At 62.5% G+C, this 19,508-nt stretch carries 17 protein-coding genes; 6 read left to right on the plus strand and 11 right to left on the minus strand.

Annotated elements, in window-relative coordinates; genetic code table 11:
* Nucleotides 1–6: 6 nt before the first annotated feature.
* From EO094_RS14550 to EO094_RS14560, 3 genes are read right to left on the minus strand one after another with little or no spacing between them, the layout of a single operon-like run.
* On the minus strand, nt 7–825 hold the full coding sequence (locus EO094_RS14550; protein ID WP_128293576.1) for an ABC transporter permease: 819 nt from the start codon (nt 823–825) through the stop codon (nt 7–9).
* Complete coding sequence (locus EO094_RS14555) at nt 822–2,075, minus strand: ABC transporter permease (RefSeq protein WP_205649937.1); 1,254 nt, start codon at nt 2,073–2,075, stop codon at nt 822–824. The genes EO094_RS14550 and EO094_RS14555 overlap by 4 nt, the downstream gene beginning before the upstream one ends.
* Nucleotides 2,076–2,082: 7 nt before the next feature.
* Nucleotides 2,083–3,129: an ABC transporter substrate-binding protein gene (locus EO094_RS14560; RefSeq protein WP_128293578.1), complete on the minus strand. Its 1,047-nt coding sequence runs from the start codon at nt 3,127–3,129 to the stop codon at nt 2,083–2,085.
* A gap of 315 nt (nt 3,130–3,444) precedes the next feature.
* Here EO094_RS14560 and EO094_RS14565 point away from each other — a divergent pair, with 315 nt between their 5' ends.
* Entirely contained in the window at nt 3,445–5,226 is a 1,782-nt protein-coding gene (locus EO094_RS14565) for a M10 family metallopeptidase C-terminal domain-containing protein (RefSeq protein ID WP_128293580.1), read from the plus strand.
* Nucleotides 5,227–5,346: 120 nt separating this feature from the next.
* Here the strand turns inward: EO094_RS14565 and EO094_RS18895 are convergent, their stop codons facing one another.
* Complete coding sequence (locus EO094_RS18895; protein WP_281275263.1) at nt 5,347–7,482, minus strand: calcium-binding protein; 2,136 nt, start codon at nt 7,480–7,482, stop codon at nt 5,347–5,349.
* Between the two features lie 3 nt (nt 7,483–7,485).
* Here EO094_RS18895 and EO094_RS18780 point away from each other — a divergent pair, with 3 nt between their 5' ends.
* Both EO094_RS18780 and EO094_RS14575 read left to right on the plus strand, forming a co-directional pair.
* Nucleotides 7,486–7,860 (plus strand): hypothetical protein, encoded by a 375-nt coding sequence (locus tag EO094_RS18780; protein ID WP_246008543.1) that lies wholly within the window; start codon nt 7,486–7,488, stop codon nt 7,858–7,860.
* 819 nt (nt 7,861–8,679) lie between these two features.
* Nucleotides 8,680–8,919 (plus strand): hypothetical protein, encoded by a 240-nt coding sequence (locus EO094_RS14575; RefSeq protein ID WP_128293584.1) that lies wholly within the window; start codon nt 8,680–8,682, stop codon nt 8,917–8,919.
* A gap of 61 nt (nt 8,920–8,980) precedes the next feature.
* Here EO094_RS14575 and EO094_RS14580 read toward each other — a convergent pair whose 3' ends face one another.
* Nucleotides 8,981–9,757: a Crp/Fnr family transcriptional regulator gene (locus tag EO094_RS14580; RefSeq protein WP_128293586.1), complete on the minus strand. Its 777-nt coding sequence runs from the start codon at nt 9,755–9,757 to the stop codon at nt 8,981–8,983.
* Nucleotides 9,758–10,368: 611 nt separating this feature from the next.
* Complete coding sequence (gene ald, locus EO094_RS14585; RefSeq protein WP_128293588.1) at nt 10,369–11,484, minus strand: alanine dehydrogenase; 1,116 nt, start codon at nt 11,482–11,484, stop codon at nt 10,369–10,371.
* A gap of 131 nt (nt 11,485–11,615) precedes the next feature.
* Here ald and EO094_RS14590 point away from each other — a divergent pair, with 131 nt between their 5' ends.
* Nucleotides 11,616–12,098 carry an Lrp/AsnC family transcriptional regulator gene (locus EO094_RS14590; protein ID WP_128293591.1) on the plus strand — a complete coding sequence of 161 codons (483 nt, stop codon included), beginning with the start codon at nt 11,616–11,618 and terminating at the stop codon, nt 12,096–12,098.
* A 33-nt stretch (nt 12,099–12,131) separates the two neighbouring features.
* Here the strand turns inward: EO094_RS14590 and pncA are convergent, their stop codons facing one another.
* The 5 genes from pncA to EO094_RS14615 form a co-directional block, all read right to left on the minus strand.
* Nucleotides 12,132–12,764 carry a bifunctional nicotinamidase/pyrazinamidase gene (gene pncA / locus EO094_RS14595; RefSeq protein ID WP_128293594.1) on the minus strand — a complete coding sequence of 211 codons (633 nt, stop codon included), beginning with the start codon at nt 12,762–12,764 and terminating at the stop codon, nt 12,132–12,134.
* Nucleotides 12,765–12,888: 124 nt separating this feature from the next.
* Entirely contained in the window at nt 12,889–13,734 is an 846-nt protein-coding gene (locus tag EO094_RS14600; protein WP_128293597.1) for a carbohydrate ABC transporter permease, read from the minus strand.
* The gene (locus tag EO094_RS14605; protein WP_234627527.1) at nt 13,731–14,573 is read right to left on the minus strand and encodes a carbohydrate ABC transporter permease; all 843 of its coding nucleotides are present in this window, start codon (nt 14,571–14,573) and stop codon (nt 13,731–13,733) included. The genes EO094_RS14600 and EO094_RS14605 overlap by 4 nt, the downstream gene beginning before the upstream one ends.
* A gap of 63 nt (nt 14,574–14,636) precedes the next feature.
* Nucleotides 14,637–15,890, minus strand: coding sequence for an extracellular solute-binding protein (locus EO094_RS14610; protein WP_425455919.1), 1,254 nt, complete (start codon nt 15,888–15,890; stop codon nt 14,637–14,639).
* A 264-nt stretch (nt 15,891–16,154) separates the two neighbouring features.
* The gene (locus EO094_RS14615) at nt 16,155–17,336 is read right to left on the minus strand and encodes an ROK family transcriptional regulator (protein ID WP_164879680.1); all 1,182 of its coding nucleotides are present in this window, start codon (nt 17,334–17,336) and stop codon (nt 16,155–16,157) included.
* Nucleotides 17,337–17,491: 155 nt separating this feature from the next.
* Here EO094_RS14615 and EO094_RS14620 point away from each other — a divergent pair, with 155 nt between their 5' ends.
* Together EO094_RS14620 and EO094_RS14625 are read left to right on the plus strand one after the other, a co-directional pair.
* A complete protein-coding gene (locus EO094_RS14620) occupies nt 17,492–18,535 on the plus strand; it encodes an SIS domain-containing protein (RefSeq protein ID WP_128293606.1) in 1,044 nt (347 codons plus the stop codon).
* Nucleotides 18,532–19,506 (plus strand): ROK family protein, encoded by a 975-nt coding sequence (locus EO094_RS14625; protein ID WP_164879681.1) that lies wholly within the window; start codon nt 18,532–18,534, stop codon nt 19,504–19,506. The genes EO094_RS14620 and EO094_RS14625 overlap by 4 nt, the downstream gene beginning before the upstream one ends.
* Nucleotides 19,507–19,508: the final 2 nt, after the last annotated feature.

Raw genomic sequence — 19,508 nt, forward strand, 5'->3', positions numbered from 1 at the left:
CGCGGCTCAGCCTTTCGCCTGGAGCCGCGAAGAGCGCCGGCGCAAAAACTCCGCGCTGAGGAGAAGAAGCACGGCGAGCACGATCATGATCGTGGCGGCCGCCGCGATCGTCGGCGAGATGTTTTCGCGGATGCCGGAGAACATCTCTCGCGGCAGGGTCCGTTGGTTGGGCCCGCCGATGAAGAGCACGGTGATGACCTCTTCGAGCGACACGGAGAAGGCGAAGAGCCCGCCGAAGATGACGCCGGGCGCAATCAGCGGAAAGACGACGCTTCGGGCCACGCGGATTGGCGAAGCCCCAAGGCTGAGGCCGGCACGGATGAGCGTACGGTCGAAGCCGGAAAGCGTGGCGGTGACCGTGATGACGACGAAAGGCGTGCCGAGAACGGCATGAGCCAGGATGAGGCCGGTGAAGGTCGCCGTCAGATCGAAGGGCGCGAAATAGAAGTAGAGCCCGACCGCGTATATCACCATCGGCACGATCATCGGAGCGAGCAGAAAGGCACTGATAAAGCGCTTGCCCGGGAAATCCGCAAGCCAGAGCCCGGCGGCCGCAAGCGTGCCGAGAAAGGTGGCGATCGTGGCGGCGACGACACCGATGATCAGGCTGTTGCGGATCGACGACATCCACGTGCCGGAGAAGAAGAAATCCTCATACCACCGCAGGGAGATGCCGCGCAGCGGGTAGGTGAGGAACTGGCCGTCGTTGAAGGAAAGAGGCACGATGGCGAGGATCGGCGCGACGAGAAAGAAGAAGCCGCCGATCGCCACCACGTAAAGGACGACACGCCACGCCTTTTCCGTGCCAGTGACAGCGCCGCTCACATCACCCCCCGAACGCCGCCGACGAGACGGCTGTAGATCGCATAAAGGATGAGCGTCGCGGCGAAGAGGCCGGTGCCGAGCGCCGCGGCGAGCCCCCAGTTCACCGTGTCGGTGGTGTAGAAGGCGATGTAGTAGGAGATCATCTGGTCGGCAGCCCCGCCCACGAGCGCCGGTGTGATGTAATAGCCGAGCGCGATGATGAAGACGAGGATCGAGCCGGCGGCGATCCCGGGCATCACCTGCGGAATGTAGACGCGGCGGAAGGCAGTGAAGGGCGGTGCGCCGAGCGAGTGGGCGGCACGCATGTAATCTTTCGGCACGGTGCGCATCACCGCGTAGAGCGGCAGGATCATGAACGGCAGAAGCACATGGGTCATGGAGATGATGACGCCGGAACGGTTGTAGACGAGGCGGATCGGCCCGTTCGTCAGATGCAGGAATTGCAGCATCTGGTTGACGAGGCCATGCTCCTGCAGGACCACGACCCATGCCGCAGTGCGCACGAGAAGCGGCGTCCAGAACGGCAAAAGGACCAGGATCATCAAAAGGTTGGCGAGGTTCTCCCGCAGCCCTGCCAGGAGGAAGGCGATCGGAAAGCCGATCATGAGGCATAGAAGCGTGACGGTGAGTGCGATGGCGAATGTGCGCGCATAGATCTGCAGATAGACGGCGCGCTCCGTCGGCACCGGCACGATCGAGCCGTCGATATCGCGCTGGTGGTCGATCGTCTGCAGGAGGAAGAAATCGGTGAGAGGCCCTGCCGCACGGCGCACGGCGGCCCAGGTTTCGGCGCGGCCCCAATCCGGCTCTGTCTCGATGAGTGTATCGCGCCAGGAGGCGGGAGGTTGATCGAGGCGCGCGATCTTTCGCGCCGTTCCCATGACGAGCGAACGCCCGCCCGAAATATCGTAATTGAGACGCCTGGCGACCGCTGCGGCGGTGCGGTCGTCGTAGGAGCGGATGAGGTCCTGCGCGAGCGCCGAAAAGACCGCCTCGTCGGGCACGGCGTCTTTCTCCCAATCATAGGTCCGCACGGCCTCGGCCGTCTTCGGCCAGGTCTCCATGAGGTCCGTATCGACGACGCTCCGCTCCAGCATGCCGGCGATCGGCGCGACGAAGAAGATGAGGACGAAGACGATGAGAGGCAGGACGAGCAGGAAGGCGTTGCGCTTGCGCTTGCGTTCGGCGCGCGCCAGATCCCGCTTCAGGGACCGCGTTTGACGCGGCCCCGCGAGCATTGTCTCGGCCATCGGACCGCTAATTCGTAGAGGCCCAGCGGCTCCAGCGCTCGGTCAGCCGATCGATATTGTCGAGCCAGAAGGTATCCGAGATCTTGAGCGCATTCTTCATGTTCTCGTCCGCCGTCGGCAGCTCCTTGAGGCGCTCCGGCTCGATCATGGCGCTCGCATCGGGATTGGTGACGCCGTACGCGATCTTCATCGGCAGCTTGGCCTGATTTTCCGCCTCTCCGACGAAGTCGAGATATTTGTAGGCGGCGTCGAGGTTCTTGGAGCCGGCGAGGATGACCCAGGAATCGAGCGTATAGAGGCTCTCGTTCCAGACGATGCCGAAATTGCGCCCATCCGCCTTGTTGGCGGCGTCGACGCGGCCGTTGTAGATCGAGGTGAGGGCGACTTCGCCGGAGGCGAGAAGCTGCGGTGGCTGCGCACCCGCCTCCCAGAAGACGAGATCCGATTTGATCGTGTCGAGCTTCTTGAATGCCCGCTCAACGCCCTCGTCTGTGGCAAGCACGTCATAGACTTCCGCAGGCGGCACGCCGTCGGCCATCAGCGCGATCTCGAGATTGGTTTTCGGCCCGTTCCGCAGTGCGCGCTTGCCCGGATATTTGTCGAGATCGAAGAAATCTTCCCAGCCGGCGGGTGCATCCGAGATCTTGTCCTTGTCGTAGCCGAGGACGAAATTGTAGACGATCGCACCCACGCCGCAGGGGCTGACGGCGGCTTCAATATAGCGATCCTTGCCGCCGATCTTGTCCCAGTCGAGCTCTTCGAAGAGGCCTTCATCGCAGCCGAGCTGCAGCTCTTCCGATTCCACCTGCACCACGTCCCAGGTGGCGTTGCCGCCTTCAACCTGCGCGCGGAGCACGCCGATGCCGCCGTCCCAGCTTTCCTCGACGAGGTCGATGCCGGTCTGCTCTTCGAAGGGTTTGAAATACACTTCGCGCTGCGCGTCCTGATAGGCGCCGCCCCATGATGTGACGGTGACTTGTTCGGCGGCGGCCATGCTGCTGCCGGTCATCAAGACGATGCTCAAAGCCGCGATGACTTTGCTTCTGGTCCTCATATTCCCCTCCTGGCCTTGTTCTGGCTCAAAGCGTTAACCGCTTCCGACCAATGCTTGCCGAGACGGAGGGCTTTCGCAATGGGCTTGAAGTCGTAGACCGGCAACTTCTTCGAATTTCTGAAAATTTTGCTCCCGCGTCAGCTCCTGAAAGCTTCCGATTGCCGGCCGACGAGGCGCGTATCCGAACGCAGTGATCCCGATTGAGCGCACTGATTTTGCGCTGCACTTTTTAGTCGTTCAAATCCAAACTTTCTGCTCAAGCTCCACTCAAGCCCCGGCCGTTAGGCAACCCTCGCAACTGGCGAGGGAGCCGCGATGTTCTTTTCAAGCGACGAGATCGGTTTCGCCGCGACGGCAGAAAAGGCAGGCAACGGGACGGGCGGAGGCGTCGCATCAGCGACCAGCACCGCCACCATTATCGACCAGCTTCAGACCTCGTGGACGCACGAAGCCTCACCGAGCCCGATCTCCTGGGCCGGTGACACCATCACCTACAGCATCCTTTCCTCCGCATCGGGAAGCGGCGAAGCTGCGGGTTTCCAGCCGCTCTCCGCCTACAAGGCGGCAATGGCCGACCAGGCCTTTGCGCTCTGGGACGATGTCATCGCCCCCGATATCGTGCGCACCGCGTCGGGGGGCGGCATCTCGATCGGCGAGAGTTCGACCACGTCCGGCAACGGCACCTACACGTCCTACAGTTTTCGCTATGACGGCCTCGGCTCCGGCCATGATTCCTTCATCAGCGCGGATGTCTGGCTGAACAGCTTTTGGAGCAGCCTCAACGACGACAGCGACATCGCCTACGGCAAATATGGTTTCCTCACCTATCTCCACGAGATCGGCCATTCGCTGGGGTTGAGCCATCCCGGCACCTATGATGCGGCCCGCGGCGCCGTCACCTATGCCGGTGCCGCCGAGTTCGCTGAAGACACGCGCCGCTTCACCATCATGTCCTATTTCGATGCCGACGAGGACGGCAGCGGCACCAACCATGTCGGCGCCGATGGGCTCATGCATTACGCCCAGACGCCGATGCTCTACGACATCCTCGCCATTCAAGACCTCTACGGCGCGGACTATTCCACACGCGCCGGAGATACGACCTATGGCTTCGGCGCCTCGGGCCTCGGTTCCTATGATGCCGCCTTCGACTTCACCCTCAATCCCGAGCCGATCGTGACGATCTGGGACGGCGGTGGCATCGATACGTTGAATGTCTCGAGTTTTGCCGACAACGCCGTCATCGATCTGCGCGAAGGCGCCTGGTCGTCGATCGGCGGTATGAGCAACAATCTCGCGGTCGCTTATGGTGCCGAGATCGAGAATGCCGCCGGCGGGGCCGGCAACGAGGTGATCAACGGCAACGGCCTCGACAACACGCTCTTCGGGGGCGGCGGATCGGACATTCTCTCCGGCTTCTCCGGCGACGATCTTGTCTTCGGCGGGCGCGGCGCCAGCAACGACACGCTTTATGGTGGCGACGGCGACGACAGGCTTTTCTCCGGCGGCGGTGACGACCGCGTCGATGGAGGCGCCGGCAACGATTTCATAGGCTCCGGCGTCGGCAGCGACATCGTCAATGGCAACGCCGGCAACGACACGATTTTTGGCGGAGCCGTGCCGGGCAGCGATCGCATCGACGGCGGCGACGGCCACGACGTGATCTGGGGCGGGGGCGGCCATGACAGCCTCTACGGGCAGACCGGCAACGACGAGATCGGCGCCGGCGGCGGTAACGATATCATTGACGGCGGCGCGGGCGATGACACGCTCTTCGGCGGTGCCGGCAACGACACCGTGACGGTGGGCGCCGGGCGCGACCTCGTCTATGGCTCCGGCGGCGACGACGTCTTCATCTTCGGCGCCGATGGCGACCGCGATGTCTATGCCGCTGTCTCCGGCAACGGCCACGATGCCATCGATGGATTTGAGGTTGGCGCCGATGTCGTCGACGTCTCCGTCTATGCCGGGAGTTTCTCTGAGCTCACTTTCGCCGATACGGCGGCGGGGCTCGTGATTACGCTCGCGCCCGATGCGAGCCTGACGCTCGAGGATGTGACGCGTGCCATGTTGAGCGAAGAGAGTTTCGTCTTCTGACCGTCCATTTTTGGATTGTCGGCCGGGACGGCGGGCCGGACGCAAAAAGGCCGGCCGCTTTGGGCGACCGGCCGGGGGATTGGGGCGGCGCGCGGCCGCCCCCAACGATCTTAAAAAGCCTCAGAAGAGGAAGTCGGAGGCATCGAGCTCGGAGGCTGCGACGCCGTTGAGCGTCAGGATATTGCCGCCGCCGAGATCGATCGTGGCATTGCCGCCGGCATCTTCGCCGATCGTCAGCTCGGCAAACGAGGTGAAGCCGTTCGCCCGAACGTCGAGATGGTCGGTGCCGTTCTCGAAGCCGAAGACCACATCGGTGCCGTTGTCGGCGACGGAGGCATAGATGTCCGCCGCGCCGTCATTGTCGCCGAAATAGATCTGGTCGTTGCCGCTGCCGCCATAGATCGTGTCGGCATCGTTGCCGCCATAGAGCACGTCGTTGCCGGCACCCCCGTAGAGGAGGTCGTTGCCGTTGCCGCCGCCGACCGTATCGTTGCCGATGCCGCCGCCGATTTCGTCGGCCCCGTCGCCGCCGGCAGCGATATCATCGCCGTCGCCGGCATAGCCCGTGTCGTCACCGTCGCCGGCATAGAAGGCGTCATTGGTATTGCCTCCAAGGCCGGGTCGGCCGCCGTAGAGGGCGTCATTGCCGCTCCCGCCGATGATCGTGTCGTTGCCTTCGCCGCCGCCGAGGAAATCGTCGCCTGCGCCGCCGTCGATGTTGTCGTTGCCGGTGCCGCCGAAGGCCTGATCGTTGCCGGCCCCGCCGGTGACGACGTCGTCGCCCGCGCCGCCGAAGACCAGATCGTTGCCGTCGCCGCCATCGACCGTGTCGTTGCCTTCGCCGGAGAACAGCGTGTCGTTGCCGCCCCCGCCTTCGATCTCATCGTTGCCGCCGCCACCGGACATGGTGTCTGCGCCGTCGGTGCCTGCGAGCGTGTCGTCCTCCTCGCCGCCGGTGGTGCCGCCGCCGATGTCGCCATCATCGCCACCGCCGCCGCCAGTGCCTCCCCCAGTCGTCGGCACAGTCATTGTGACATCATCGACTTGGATTCCACCGTTGACAGAAATATCGGTGAACCAGAAATAGCGATTGCCGCCCACCTCTGTGTCGATCGAATCCTGATCTGAGCTTCGAACTTCGGAGAAGACGAAATCGCCGTCGTCATCGTAGACGTTCATCGCGACTTCGAGGTTACCGGCGTCGTTCTCGTAGAAGTTCCAGTCGAATGTGTACCAGCCTGACGTGCCGATCGTGGCGTGGTTGTACAGCTCGAGGTTGTCTTTCGGCTCAAAGCTCGAGTTGTTGTCCGCGCCGACGAGAAGCTTATCCGTGTCCTCATCCTGCGTGACGTGGAAGATGAAATCGCGCTGGTGCGAACCGTCCTTGCCATTGGCCGCGACGGACACGTCAAACCCGTCGCCTTCAGCCCATTCAGTGTCGAGATAGATTTTTGCGGAGACCGAGTAGCCGTCTCCGAAGTCGCTGCTGTAGCCGCCGAGCCTGGTGAAGGGACCGGTTTCATTGATCGTATCTTCCGTCATAACGGCATAGGTGTTGCCGTTCTGGATCACGAGCGTTGTATGGCCATAAGGATTGGCCGGGTCTTCTACGAAGCTGTCCGAAGCCTTTCCGTCTTCGAATGTCTCTTTGAAGATCGTCTTGCTCTTAGCGTAATCCGGGCTGTTCGCGTCGATCTGGTAGATAATCGCGTCATTGCCGAACTGAAGGCCTTCGATCCCTGTCAGCGTGTCGGTCCCGTCGTCACCATCGTTAGTATTCGTATCGGTTACCGTGTAGCTGCCGTTTTTGTTCTGGGTAATCGTATAATCCTCTCGGTCACCGCCGAAGAGGGCCACGTCGTTGCCTGAGCCGCCGAGGAGTTTGTCATCGCCTCCGCCTCCGGTGAGCGTGTCGTCACCACCAAAACCGCTCAGCGTGTCATCGCCAGCATAATCAGTGTGGTTGTCATCTTCATCCGGCGCATTGAGAACATCGTTGCCCTCAGTGCCCGTCTGCGAATCGTTCGATTGAGTGCCTCTTACGAACGCATCGGAATCGGCGCCTTCCTTGTTGTTGATCGTGACGCCGGAAAGGTCGAGGATTGCCATCTCCGGCGCGCCTGTAATGGTACCAGGGCCGCCCGAGCCCGCGTCCCCCATCGGGTCAATGAACAGTAATGGTCCCCACCCTGAAGAACCATTGAGCGTGACGTCCGACATGGAGAGGCCGGACACGTCATTGTAGCCCTGGATCATGATTTGCGCTTTCTCGAACGCGCCGGTCACGATCACATTCGAAAAAGCAACGTCGCCGATTGGATGGCCGACGTTGTGCTCGCTCCCATCCGGATATTTGGTGTCATCGAAGCCGGCGATCTGGATGGCGTTCGCCCCTCCAGTGTTATGGCCATCGGTCGCTCTGATTTCGACATCTGTCAGGCTCGCGTTGCCCGTGAACTCAAACAGAACTACATCGCCGTGCCCGCCTTCGCTGGTCCCATTGTCGAAGAAGTTCGAATCGGAGATTTCGACATTCAGCTTCTCGCCTCCGCCGTCGACAAAAACACCGTTTGCCTTGAAGCCGGAAATGTCGACGTTGCTGATCTGAAGATCGAGATCGCTGTCGCCATCTAAGGCGTCCTTAAAGAGGATGCCGCGGACCGCAGTCCCCTGGCCTTCGATCTCAAACCCTTCAATTGCGACCGTTCCGGATACATCGTCCGCGACAGTAATCGCGTTATCAGACGCAGCGCGCAGTATTACCGGGCCATCATCAGCAGTTGTCAGTGAAATTGGCCTGTCTATTCTAAGGTTAACGTCATAGGACCCTCCATGAACGATGATCGTATCACCGTCGGAGGCGCCGTTTATTGCGTCTTGAATGCTTGCGTAACCCTGGTCTCCGATAAAGACCGTGTAGTCGTCAGCCATCTTCGTAATCCCCCATACTCAACGCTCTGGGGATTCGCCTGACCGGCGTCAGGAAAATCCCTAACGAAGGATTAATGGTAAGCATAAGAGTTCAATTAAGAGCAATGCCAATTTGCGGCGAAAAAAGCGATGCACGCGGAGGTCGTTGCGGCCGGGGTGGCGAGACCTTGCGGAACCGCAAAAGCGGTTCGGCGAGCGCGACCCGATTTTTCGCCTGCGACGACGGGTTGCAGGAGAGTGTCCTGAGGCGCGTTTTGAGATGTGGCCGCTCCGCCCGCTGTGCTCGATGTCCCGTCGAGCGCCGTCATCCCTGTCTGCGGTCACCCCTTCGACACGGTGGGGGACGGCCGCCCCTGGTGATTTTTCTCGTCACCGCTTTCTCGCCATTGTCGCCTGGATATTCGGCGTTCGCGGCCACGCACTAACCTGCTTTAGTGCCGTCCCGGGCACGATCGCGGAATTCTTCGGCGTCTGCCGGGGCTGTCGGGGCCGCCTGCAGGAATGTGAAAAGGTTCAGGAAAGATGCTGGATGACGCCTACAATCCGGCCCGAAGCGCCGTGTTCGAGGAAATCCGCCGGGTGGTCGCCGAGGCGATCGAAAGCGGCATTTGCGTCGATACCGGCAGGCAGGCAGAGCGGATCGACCGCATCTGGCCGCACAGCGGTCTGAGCGCCGACGATATCGCCAGCGCGCTGTCGGAAGCTGCCGTGAGCGCGCGCATTACCGTCAAGATGAGCCGGCCGCGCCCGAGCCCGCACTAGAAGATATTTTCGGAGGGATCCGACACCTTGGGAGAGGCCGTCACCGTTGATTTGGCGTTGCTCAGCGCAGATGGGCCTCCGCGCCGAGATGCAGATAAACCGGGTCGAACATGGCCATCTCGGCAAGGGCGTCCGGCTTCAACAGCGCCAATCGTCCGCCCTGGAGCCGGATAAGCCCGGTCGCGCGCAGATCCTGTACGACCCGGTTGATATGAACCGCAGAGAGACCGAGAGCGTGCCCTAGGTCCTGCTGCGTAATCGGAAAATCGAAACCATCGGGCTGCTCAAGCCCGGCCGCCCGCAACCGCCAGGCCAATTCGCACAAAAGATTGGCCACGCGCTGATGTGCCGGGCGCTGGCCGACATTGACCAGCCATTCGCGCAGCACCGATTCCTCCACGAGGCTCGCCCACCACAAGGCGCGGGCTATGCGGCTCCGCGTGGCGATGAGCTCCTCCAGAGCGCCGCCTGGCGCCTGGGTGACAGCGCACGGCGTGAGTGTCGAAATGTTGTGGTCCATCTGCCCGAGGATGGCGACATTGAGGTCGCAGAAATCTCCGGGCAGCAGGTAGGCCATGATCTGTCGGCGACCGTTGGGCAGGATCTTGTAGCGGCAGGCGAAACCCGAAAGGATGAGCTGCACCCGACCCGGCCTGTCGCCCTGCGAGATGAGATCGATATGGCCTTCCATCTGACGGATGCTTCCACTGAAGAGCTCCGTCAGGGCGGCTTCATCCGCGATGTCCAGCGCCGTCCCGCGCCGCAACCGGGTCAGGAGAGGAAGAATCGCGTTGCCGATGGTCTCTCGCGAGCGGCCTGCCGCCTCTCTCTTGCTCATGCCAGCCGCCTGGATGAGAGCGACGTAAGGTCAGGCCCCGGTCGGGCGGCGAGAACGGATAAATTTGATGCCTTTGCATCAGGCACAGAAATGCCGGCCTCGCATATCTTGGAGCGGTGGCGGGGCATGATCTCTTCTTTCTTTTCGGTCTGTTGCCAGCCCGTCTCGCGAGGCGCGGGGCAGCCGAATCTATAAGATCAAATTCCTAGCTCTGCGCCAGCAAGATGTGTTTCGGCAGCTTACGACCTCGCTGTGCTCGTCATGTGCTTGAGGGATGGTGCAATCGGCATGAGAGCCGGGATCCCAACACGTCGGCGGCCGTTGCTGGCTGCCTGGGGTGGGGGGCTGCGTCGTGCTTTCGCTGTCTGGGCGCGGCGCTCTGCCTGCCTTGGGAGAGGCGGCGCGCTTTCGGGCGAAGCGCCCCCGGGCATGCCGGGGCGATGTCACGCAGGGACGGTGTAAGCCGGCGTCGTGTCTTGGGGGCGGATCGCCGAGGGCAGAGGCGATTGCGGGCGCAAAAATAGGTTGGGTTGCGCCCGCCTGGTTTTCAGATGTTCGTCAGGCCGTCGAAAGAGGCCCCGTCTGTGTGGAGGTCTGCCGCCCGCGAGGCGTCAGGCATTCAGAGCTTCAACCGCATCCACGAACGGCTTGCCGAGTGCTTCCGCAACGGCCCGATTGGTGACCTTGCCGCGATGCACGTTGAGGCCGGCGAGAAGATGCGGATCGGCGGTCAATGCCGCAAGGCCGCGGTCGGCAAGCGCCAGGCCGAAGGGCAGGGTGGCGTTGTTCAAGGCATTGGTCGAGGTGATCGGAACGGCGCCCGGCATGTTGGCGACGCAGTAATGCACGATCCCTTCCACCTCGAAGGTCGGCTCCGCATGGGTGGTGGCGTGCGAGGTCTCGAAACAGCCGCCCTGGTCGATGGCGACGTCGACGAGCACCGCTCCCTTCTTCATGCCCGACAGCATCTCGCGTGTGACGAGTTTCGGCGTCGTCGCGCCCGGAATGAGGACGGCACCGATGACGAGATCCGCGGCGAAAACGGCCTCTTCGACGGCCGTCGGTGTGGAGAAGGCGGTCTTCACCCGGCCCTCGAAGAGGTCGTCGAGCTCGCGCAGGCGCGGGATGGAGCGGTCGAGAATGGTGACGTCGGCCCCAAGACCGAGAGCCATCTTCGCGGCCTGCTTGCCGACGACGCCACCGCCGATGATGGCGACGCGCCCGGAGGCAACGCCCGCGACGCCCCCGAGAAGCACGCCCCGCCCGCCGCAGGCTTTCTCGAGCGCGCGAGCGCCGGCCTGGACGGAGAGGCGACCGGCGACCTCCGACATCGGCGCAAGAAGCGGCAATCCGCCATGGGCGTCGGTCACCGTCTCGTAGGCGACGCCGGTGACGCCGGAGGCGATGAGCCCTTCGGTCTGCTTCGGATCCGGAGCAAGGTGCAGGTAGGTGTAGAGGATCTGACCTTCCTTAAGCCGCGCCCACTCGCTGGGCTGTGGCTCCTTCACCTTCACGATCATCTCGGCTGCTGAGAAAACCTCTTCGGCCGTTGCTGCAATCGCCGCTCCGACCGCCGCATAATCTTCATCGGATGCATCGATGCCGGCGCCGGCGCCGCTTTCGATCATCACCTGATGGCCATGCGCCACGTATTCGCGCGCCGCCGCCGGCGTCAGGCCGACGCGATATTCGTGGTTCTTGATTTCCTTGGGACATCCAACACGCATTGTTCTCTCCTCTTGGTGGAAAGGAAAAGAAAGCGCAGCAGATGCGCAATGTCCTTGCAGAAAGGGGCAGGCCATCCGCCCACGACGCAAATATCTTGCAGAAAAGGCTCAATCTGCGCAATCATCCACACATGTACGAGGTTGATCATTTTGATCTTGCCATCATGCGGGCGCTGGAGCGGGAGGGGCGGCTCTCCAACACGGCGCTGGCGGAGCGCGTCGGGCTGTCGCCCTCCGCATGCTCGCGGCGTCTTGACCGTCTGGAGAAAGAGGGCGCCATCAGGGGCTACCATGCCCGCCTGTCGCACCGCCATCTCGGGCGGCCCGTGACGGTTCTCGTCAACATCGCGCTTTCCGGCCAGAGCGAACGGCATCTGTCGGAGTTCGAAGCAGCGGCGCGGCGCTGCCCGAACGTGCTGTTCTGTTTTCTGATGTCGGGGGAGTACGATTATCTTCTGCGTGTCGCGGCGCGTGATCTCCAGGATTTCGAGCGACTTCACAAGACGGTGCTATCGGCCTTCCCGCATGTCGCGCGGTTGAACTCCTCCTTCGCGCTGCGGGAGGTGGTTGACCGACCGGTGCGTTTCTCCGATTTTCTGGACGGCGACGACTGAACGGCGACGACAGGCCTGCCGCCGCGTTGGGGGCTAGATCGCCTGCGAGGTGACGAAGCTCACACCGGCCGCAGCCATTTCGGCGCGCGCCTTGTCAAGTGAACCATCGAGATCGATCGCCCGGCACGCATCTTCCACGAGCACGGCCTTAAAGCCTTCCCGGCGGGCATCGAGCGCCGACCAGGCGACGCAGAAATCGGTGGCGAGACCTGTGAGAAACAGACGGGCGAAGCCGCGCTCGCGCAGATAGCCCGCAAGACCAGTCTCCGTCGTCCGGTCGTTCTCGTAGAAGGCGGAATAGGAATCGATTCCGGGGCGAAAGCCTTTGCGCAGGATGAGCTCGGCCGGCACCGTATCGAGCTTGGGGTGGAATGCCGCGCCGGCGCTTCCCTGCACGCAATGTTCAGGCCACAGAACCTGTTCGCCGTATTCGGCAGAAAAAGTCTGGAAGGGATCGCTGCCGGGATGCGCGCTGGCGAAAGACTGGTGCCCGGCCGGATGCCAGTCCTGGGTCAGCACCACATGCTGAAAACGCGGCATCAGCGCGTTGATGACCGGCACGACCGCGTCGCCATCGGGCACGGCAAGTGCGCCCCCCGGGCAGAAATCGTTCTGGACGTCGATGACGAGAAGGAGGTCTTTTGCCCCGATGCTGAAGTCGCCCATGTCGCTGTCTCCGTTCTTACCCTCACTGTGGCGCGGCGCCGGGCGAACGCAAGGCCTGAGTTTCAGGCGCGTGGGAGAGACGGGGGACGCAAAGGAGGAATGCGTCCCCTGAAGATCGCCGACCTCAGCCCTTCACGCCCCCTTGTGCCAGGCCGGAGACGAGCGCGCGCTGCAGGAGAATGCCGATGATGAGCGGCGGCAGCGCCGTCAGAATTCCGGCGGTTGCGAGCAGGCCGTAATCGGAGACGCGGCCGCTGGCGAGATTGGCGATCGCCACGGTGAGCGTCTGGCTGCGGTCGTCGTTGGTCAGGATGAAGGCGTAGAAGAATTCGTCCCAGACGAGGAGGATGGAGAAGAGCACGACGGTCGCAAGCGCCGGCTTTGCCATCGGCAGTGTGACGCTGCGCAGCACCGTCAGCATGCTGGCCCCGTCGACGAAGGCGGCTTCTTCGATCTCATGCGAGATGTTGTCGAAATTGCTCTTCAGAAGCCAGGTGGTGAAGGGCAGGACGATGGAACAGTCGACCAGCATCAGCCCGGTCTTGGTGTTCAAGAGGCCGAGCCCGTTCAAAAAGGCGAAGAGCGGAACGATGAGGGCGACCGGCGGCAGCATGTAGGTCGCGACGACGACATAGAGAAGGTTGCTCTGCCCGCCCTTGGAGCGGGAGAAGGACCAGGCCGCGGGGACCGCCGCGCAAAGCGCGATCGCTGTCGCGCCGAAAGCGACGAGCGCCGTATTGCGCATGGCGTAGAGGAACATCTCGCCGCGGCTGTTGGGCTCGAGCGTCGTGAGCTTGGCGTAATTGTCGAAATTCAGCTTCTCGGGAAGCCACTCGAAGGGGAGGGTCGTCAGATGCGTCGTCGTGCTGACGCTGACGAGGAGGAGCCAGAGGATCGGCGCCAGGATGATGACGGCGACGAGGATCGCCAGAGCATGCAGGACGATGCGGAGGGCAAGAGGTTGTTTCATTGTGCCCCCTGGCGGCGCAGGAGCGCCACGTAGACGTTGATGAGGATGAGGCTGACGAGCACGATCAACAGGCCTTGCGAGGCGCCGGATCCGGCCCGGAAATTCGAAAAGGCTTCCTGGTAGACCTGAATGCTCATGGTCTTGGTGCTGTTGGCGGGGCCACCCCGCGTCATCACCCAGACGATATCGAAGACCTTGACGCCCTCGATGGTTCGAAGGACGGCCGCGACCATCAACGGTCCGACGATCGCTGGCATGGTGACGGTCTTGAAGCGCGACCATGGCGAGGCGCCATCGATATGCGCGGCTTCCAGCTGTTCGCGCGGTACGCCTTGCAGGGCGGCGAGCGTGATCATCGCCACGAGCGGCACCGTCTTCCAGATGTCGGCGACGGCGATGGCGTAGATCGCGGTCGCGGGCGAGCCGAGCCAGCTCTGATAGGAATCGAGGAGGCCGATCTGCGTCAGAACCGCGTTGAGACCGCCGAAATCGGGATTGTAGATCAGCCGCCACGACATGGCGTTCACCACTGTCGGCAGCGCCCAGGGGAGGATCAGGAGCGCGCGAAAGAAGCGCCTGCCGTAAAGCGGCTGATCAAGCAGCAAAGCCACCAAGACGCCGAGAACGAGTTCCAGCGAAACGGTGAGGGCGACGAAGAAGATTGTCGTCGCAAGCGCGCCGCGAACTTGCGGCGAGCGGAAGGCGCGGATGTAATTGTCGAGGCCGACCCAGTCGCCTGTGTACTGGGTCAGCTGTGCCGAGGTGAAACTCATCCATATCGTGTCGAGGAACGGCCATCCGACGATGATCAGGACACCGACCGCGAGAGGCGCGATCATGAGCCAGGCAGTCAGACGCTGCCTGGAATGATACGATAGGGATGAGCGCATCGAAGGAAGGCCTTACTGGTCGGTCAGGGATTTAAGCTGATCGGCGGCCGAGCCGAGGGCGTCTTCCGGGGAGGAGGCGCCGAGAAGGGCTTCCTGGATCGACACCTGCAGGATGTTCGACGCTTCCTGGTAGTTCGGCAGGGTCGGACGGGCGATCATCGCGGTGAAAGCGTTGCTTGCAGCCTTCATGAGATCCTCGCGACCCGAGATGACCTCGGAATTCTCGAAAGAAGCCTTCCAGATCGGCAGGCTGCGCTCTGCGTGACTGTTCTGCATCTCCGGCGAGGACATGTGCTGGACGTACTTCCAGGCGATGTCGGCTTTGTCGCTGTTGGCGGTGACGCCGAGACCCATGGAGCCGTTCACGCCGGACGCTTCCGTGCGGTCCTTAACGCCGAGCGGTGCCATGACGCCGACCTTGCCGCTGATGTCGGATTCCTTCGGATCGTTGGCGAGGTTGTACATATAAGGCCAGTTGAGGGCGAACGCAGCCTGGCCGCTCGAGAACACCCGGCGCACATCCTCTTCGAGATATTCCGTCGAATTCGGGTTGGTGATGCCGTCGTCGAGCGTGGAGACCATGAACTTCAGCGCTTCAAGGCCGCCATCCTCCTGGAAGACCGGAGCGCCGTCCTTGTCGAGGAACTTGCCGTCGAAGGCGTCGAGAAGCACGGTGTAGTCGCAGATCACGGCTTCCGCCTGCGCCCAGCTCCACACGATCGGGTATTCGACGATACCCTGCTCCTTCATCGCCTTGGCCTGCTCGACGAGTTCGCTCCAGGTCTGCGGAGCGTGATCGAAACCGGCCTTCTCGACCATTTCCTTGTTGTAGAAGAAGAGCTTGGAGCTATTCGTCCACGGCATGCCGTAATAGTGGCCGTTATATTCCACGGTCGTCCAGGCGCCGGGGAAAATCTCGTCTTTGACCTCAGAGGAGATGTTGTCCGTCTCATCGGCGAGGATGCCGCGCTTGGCATATTCCGCGGTCCAGATCACGTCGAAGAGGACAACGTCGTAACCCTGGCTGGAACTGCTGGCGAGGAGGGTCTTGTCGCGCAGGCCTTCGTAGGGGACGAACTCGAGATTGACTTTGACGTCGGGGTTCGCCTTCTCAAAGGCCTCTGTCATGCTGCGGACATCGGCCTCGTTGTAGGAGGCCTGCGACATGTAGAGAGCATTGATGGTCGTTTCCGCCGAGGCGGGGCCGGCCATGCCCAGGCCGAGCGATGATGCGACCAAGGCGGTGGCCGCACTGAGGCGTAAAATGTTCATGCACTTGGACTCCATTTCAGTTGCGGACAGTTCCAGCGACATCGAAACCGCGAGGATTAATAATTCAAATTGTTTTGCTAAATAGATCAAGGGCAAAATTGTCTGTCAACGGGCGTTAGCCTGGCCTGTCGCCCTTATTGCACTGCAAAAATCTGCCGATAGGGCCTGAGTGGGTGCACCCTTTGGACGGCGGCGCGCACTCTTTCGAGTGAGGTGCGAGCGCCCGTTCCGAGCCCGCACAGCGCCCCACTTCGGCGCTCAAAGCGCTCCGAAAAGGCCGGCTCCTGCGGCATTCTCCAGCTCTGGCCCGTCTTCCTTCGCAAGCGGATGCAGAAGGCGCGACATCGGCAGAGCTGCAGCTCCTGCCGCTGGCGTATCGAAGCGGACGTCGCCCTTGATGAGCCGTGCGCCTCGGGTCCCTGGATCCGCCGCGGAGCTCGGCAACAGTGGAAAAGTCTTCTCGACGAGGGCGGTCAGGATCGGGTCGGGAAGCAAGCCTCCCACGACGATGCCGCTCGGGTCGAAGAGATTCTCAAGCCCGTTGACGGCGATGCGCAGATAGTAGGCGGCGTCGTCGAGCCACTTTGCGAGCGCGTTATTGCCCGTCTGAAAGGCTTTCAGGAGCAGCTCGGGGCTTGCGCCCTGCCATTCGTTCTCGGTTTGAAGGATCGCCTCGTAGGCGCTGTGCAGCGAGACGTAGCGCTCCAGACAGCCCCGATTGCCGCAGGCGCAGGGCTTGCCGCCGGGATTGACGATGAGATGGCCGAGTTCCGCCGCTCTTTGCCGCACGCCGGTAAAGGGGCGCCCGTCGATGACGATGCCACCGCCGAGACCGAGGCCGAAATAGATGTAAATGAAGGTCGGATGGGTCTGGCCGAAGCCGTAGAGACTTTCGCCGATCGCCGCGGCTGTCGCGTCGTTATCCACAAAAACCGGCAGGTTGAGACGTCCGGAAAGCTCCTGGGCGAGCGGAAAATCGAGCCAGCCTTCCATCGTGAGGGGGCCGCGTGATGCGAAGGTGCCGCTCTCGAAAAAGCCCGGCATCACCGCGCCGAGCCCGAGAAGGCGCCGCCGGATTTCGTCGTTTCCGTTGACCAGGCCGTCGACGGCCCGCTCCACGAGAGGCAAGACCTCGCCCGGATTTTGGCGGGCGATCGGAAGCGCGGTGCGTGCAACGATGTGCCCCAGAACGTCGACGAGCAGGCCGACCAGCTGGTTCTGATCGAGGTGGATGCCGATCGTGTAGGCGCCTTCCTCGTCGACCACATATTCGGTGGCTGGCTGGCCCTTGCGACCGAGGCGACGCCCGGTCTCCTTGATGAGGCCGAGTGCGATCAATTCCCCGGCTATGTTGGAGGCGGTCTGCGAGGTGAGGCCCGTCATCCGGGCGATCTCTGAGCGCGACAGCGGGCCGTGTTTCAAAACCGCTTCGAACGCCACGCGGCGATTGCGTCTTCTCGCATGTTCGAGGTTTGTGCCCTGAAGCGACATCGCACTCCGTCTCGCTGTAAATGGTTGAGTTTTCCAAAACGTTTTGATTAATAGGGACCCATTACGTCAATCAACTTCCTCGATACGGATCCTCAGGCTGCGTTATGACCATGAAAATCAGTGACTTTATCGCCCAACAACCGGCGGCGGTCGAGAAAGTCCTGTCCGACTTGCCGTCACAGATCGAAGCGGCGCTCCCGGAATCGGAGCCTGAACGCGTCATTTTGATCGGCACCGGCAGTTCGATGAATGCGCTCCTTGCCGCCTCTGACAGCTTTTCCGGTCTCCCTGCCGAGCTTGCGCTGCGCAGCCCGCTGACCTTCCTGGCCGAGGCCGGCGAGCGCCGCGTCGCCAAGAGCCTTGCCATCGTCTTGTCCCAGTCGGGCAACAGCAGCGATACGATCGCGGCGACGAAACAGGCCCGCAAAGAGGGCATGGATGTCATCGTGGTGACGGCCGGACGAGATGCGCCGCTTGCCGCCTGTGATGTGAAGCTCGTCTGGCTTCCGGTCGAGGACGAGACCGTCGGGCCGAAGACCAAGGGCTACACGGCGAGCGTTTTGGCGCTTCGCTTGATCGGCATGGCGCTGAGCGGCAAGACGATGCCGACAGCGGCGCGTGGTTTCGTCGACGGTTATGCGCAGCTGATCGAGACGGCGCGCATCTGGTCGACCAACATGGCGCCGAAGCTCGCCGGTGCCGATGTGATCGCAGTGCTGGGGCAGGGACGGCATTACGGTTCTGCCCTGGAGGGTTCGTTGAAAGTGGCGGAAATGGCCGGCATTCCCTCCTTTGGCCTCGAAACCGAGGAGGCGAGCCACGGCCGTCTGCACGGCCTCACCAAGAAGAGCGTGACGATTGCGCTTGCTTCGAACGCGGACGAGCTCGATCTGGCACGCCGTGTCGTGGCGGCAATGGCGCATTACGGCCTTACCGGCTTCATCTTCGATCTCACCGGCAAGGAGCCTGAGGGGATCGTCTGGCCGGCGTCGGAAGAGCCGACGCAAGGTCTCGATACCTTGAGCGCCGTCGTGCCGTTTCAGTGGCTCGCAGTCGATCTTGCCGCGGAACGCGGGCTCGTGCCGGAGGATATGCCTTATCCGGGCATGACGCAGCGGCTCGGCATCAAGGTCGGAGAGGCCGTTTGACGCCCGAATTCCTTTTTGCGGTCGATGTCGGTGGATCCTCGGTGAAGCTTGGCATCGTCGACGGCAACGGCGTCGTCGTCGCCAAGAGCGCACTTCCCTTTCCTTCGCTGGCAAGCTTCGAAGCCCTCGTGGAGGGGGCTGCCGAAAGCCTCGATGCCTTGGCGCGTACGGTCTCAGCTGCGCCCGAAGCGATCGGGATCGCGGCGCCTGGCTATGCGGATCCCGCCACCGGCCTGCCGCTCGACGGCACCGGAAATGTTCCGCTTCTTCAGGGCGGCTCGCTTGCGGCTGAGCTCGCCAGGCGGCTGAACGTGCCCGCCGCGACGGACAACGACGCGATCTCTGCCACGCTCGGCGAATTGGAGTTCGGTGTCGGCAGGCGCGTTTCGAGCTTTGCCCTCATCACGGTGGGCACCGGCATTGGCGGCGCCCTCGTCATCGATCGGCGCATCGTGCGCGGCCGTGATGGCAAGCCGCCGGAATTCGGCGCCATGGTTTTGGAGCCGGGTCATCCGTATGAACGCTATGGTCTTCACGGTACGTTTGAGGATCTTGCGGGTGGCAAGGCCGTCATCGCCGCCTATGCCGCGGAGACCGGAGAAGCGGCCGAAGATCTCAGCATGAGCCTTTTGCGCGAACGCGCTCTGGCCGGCGATGCACGAGCCGACGCGGCATTCGAGACGATGGGGCGCTACATCGCCCAGGCATTCGGGACGATGATCAATCTCACCGCCATCGAGCTTTGCGTCGTCGGCGGGGGCATCTCGCTCGCCGGAGGCTTTCTGCTGGACCGTATCCGTCGCCACCTTCGGGCAAACACCTGGCCGTATCTGGTTGATGATGCCCGGATCTTGGCGACCGAGCATGGTAACGATTCCGGTCTCATCGGAGCGGCAGCCATGGTGCGCCGCCGTCTCAATCCTGTGGCGGGCGAAAACGTCCCCGTCATCAAACCATCGGCATTCGTTTGAAC

This window comes from Afifella aestuarii (assembly GCF_004023665.1).
GTDB lineage: Bacteria > Pseudomonadota > Alphaproteobacteria > Rhizobiales > Afifellaceae > Afifella > Afifella aestuarii.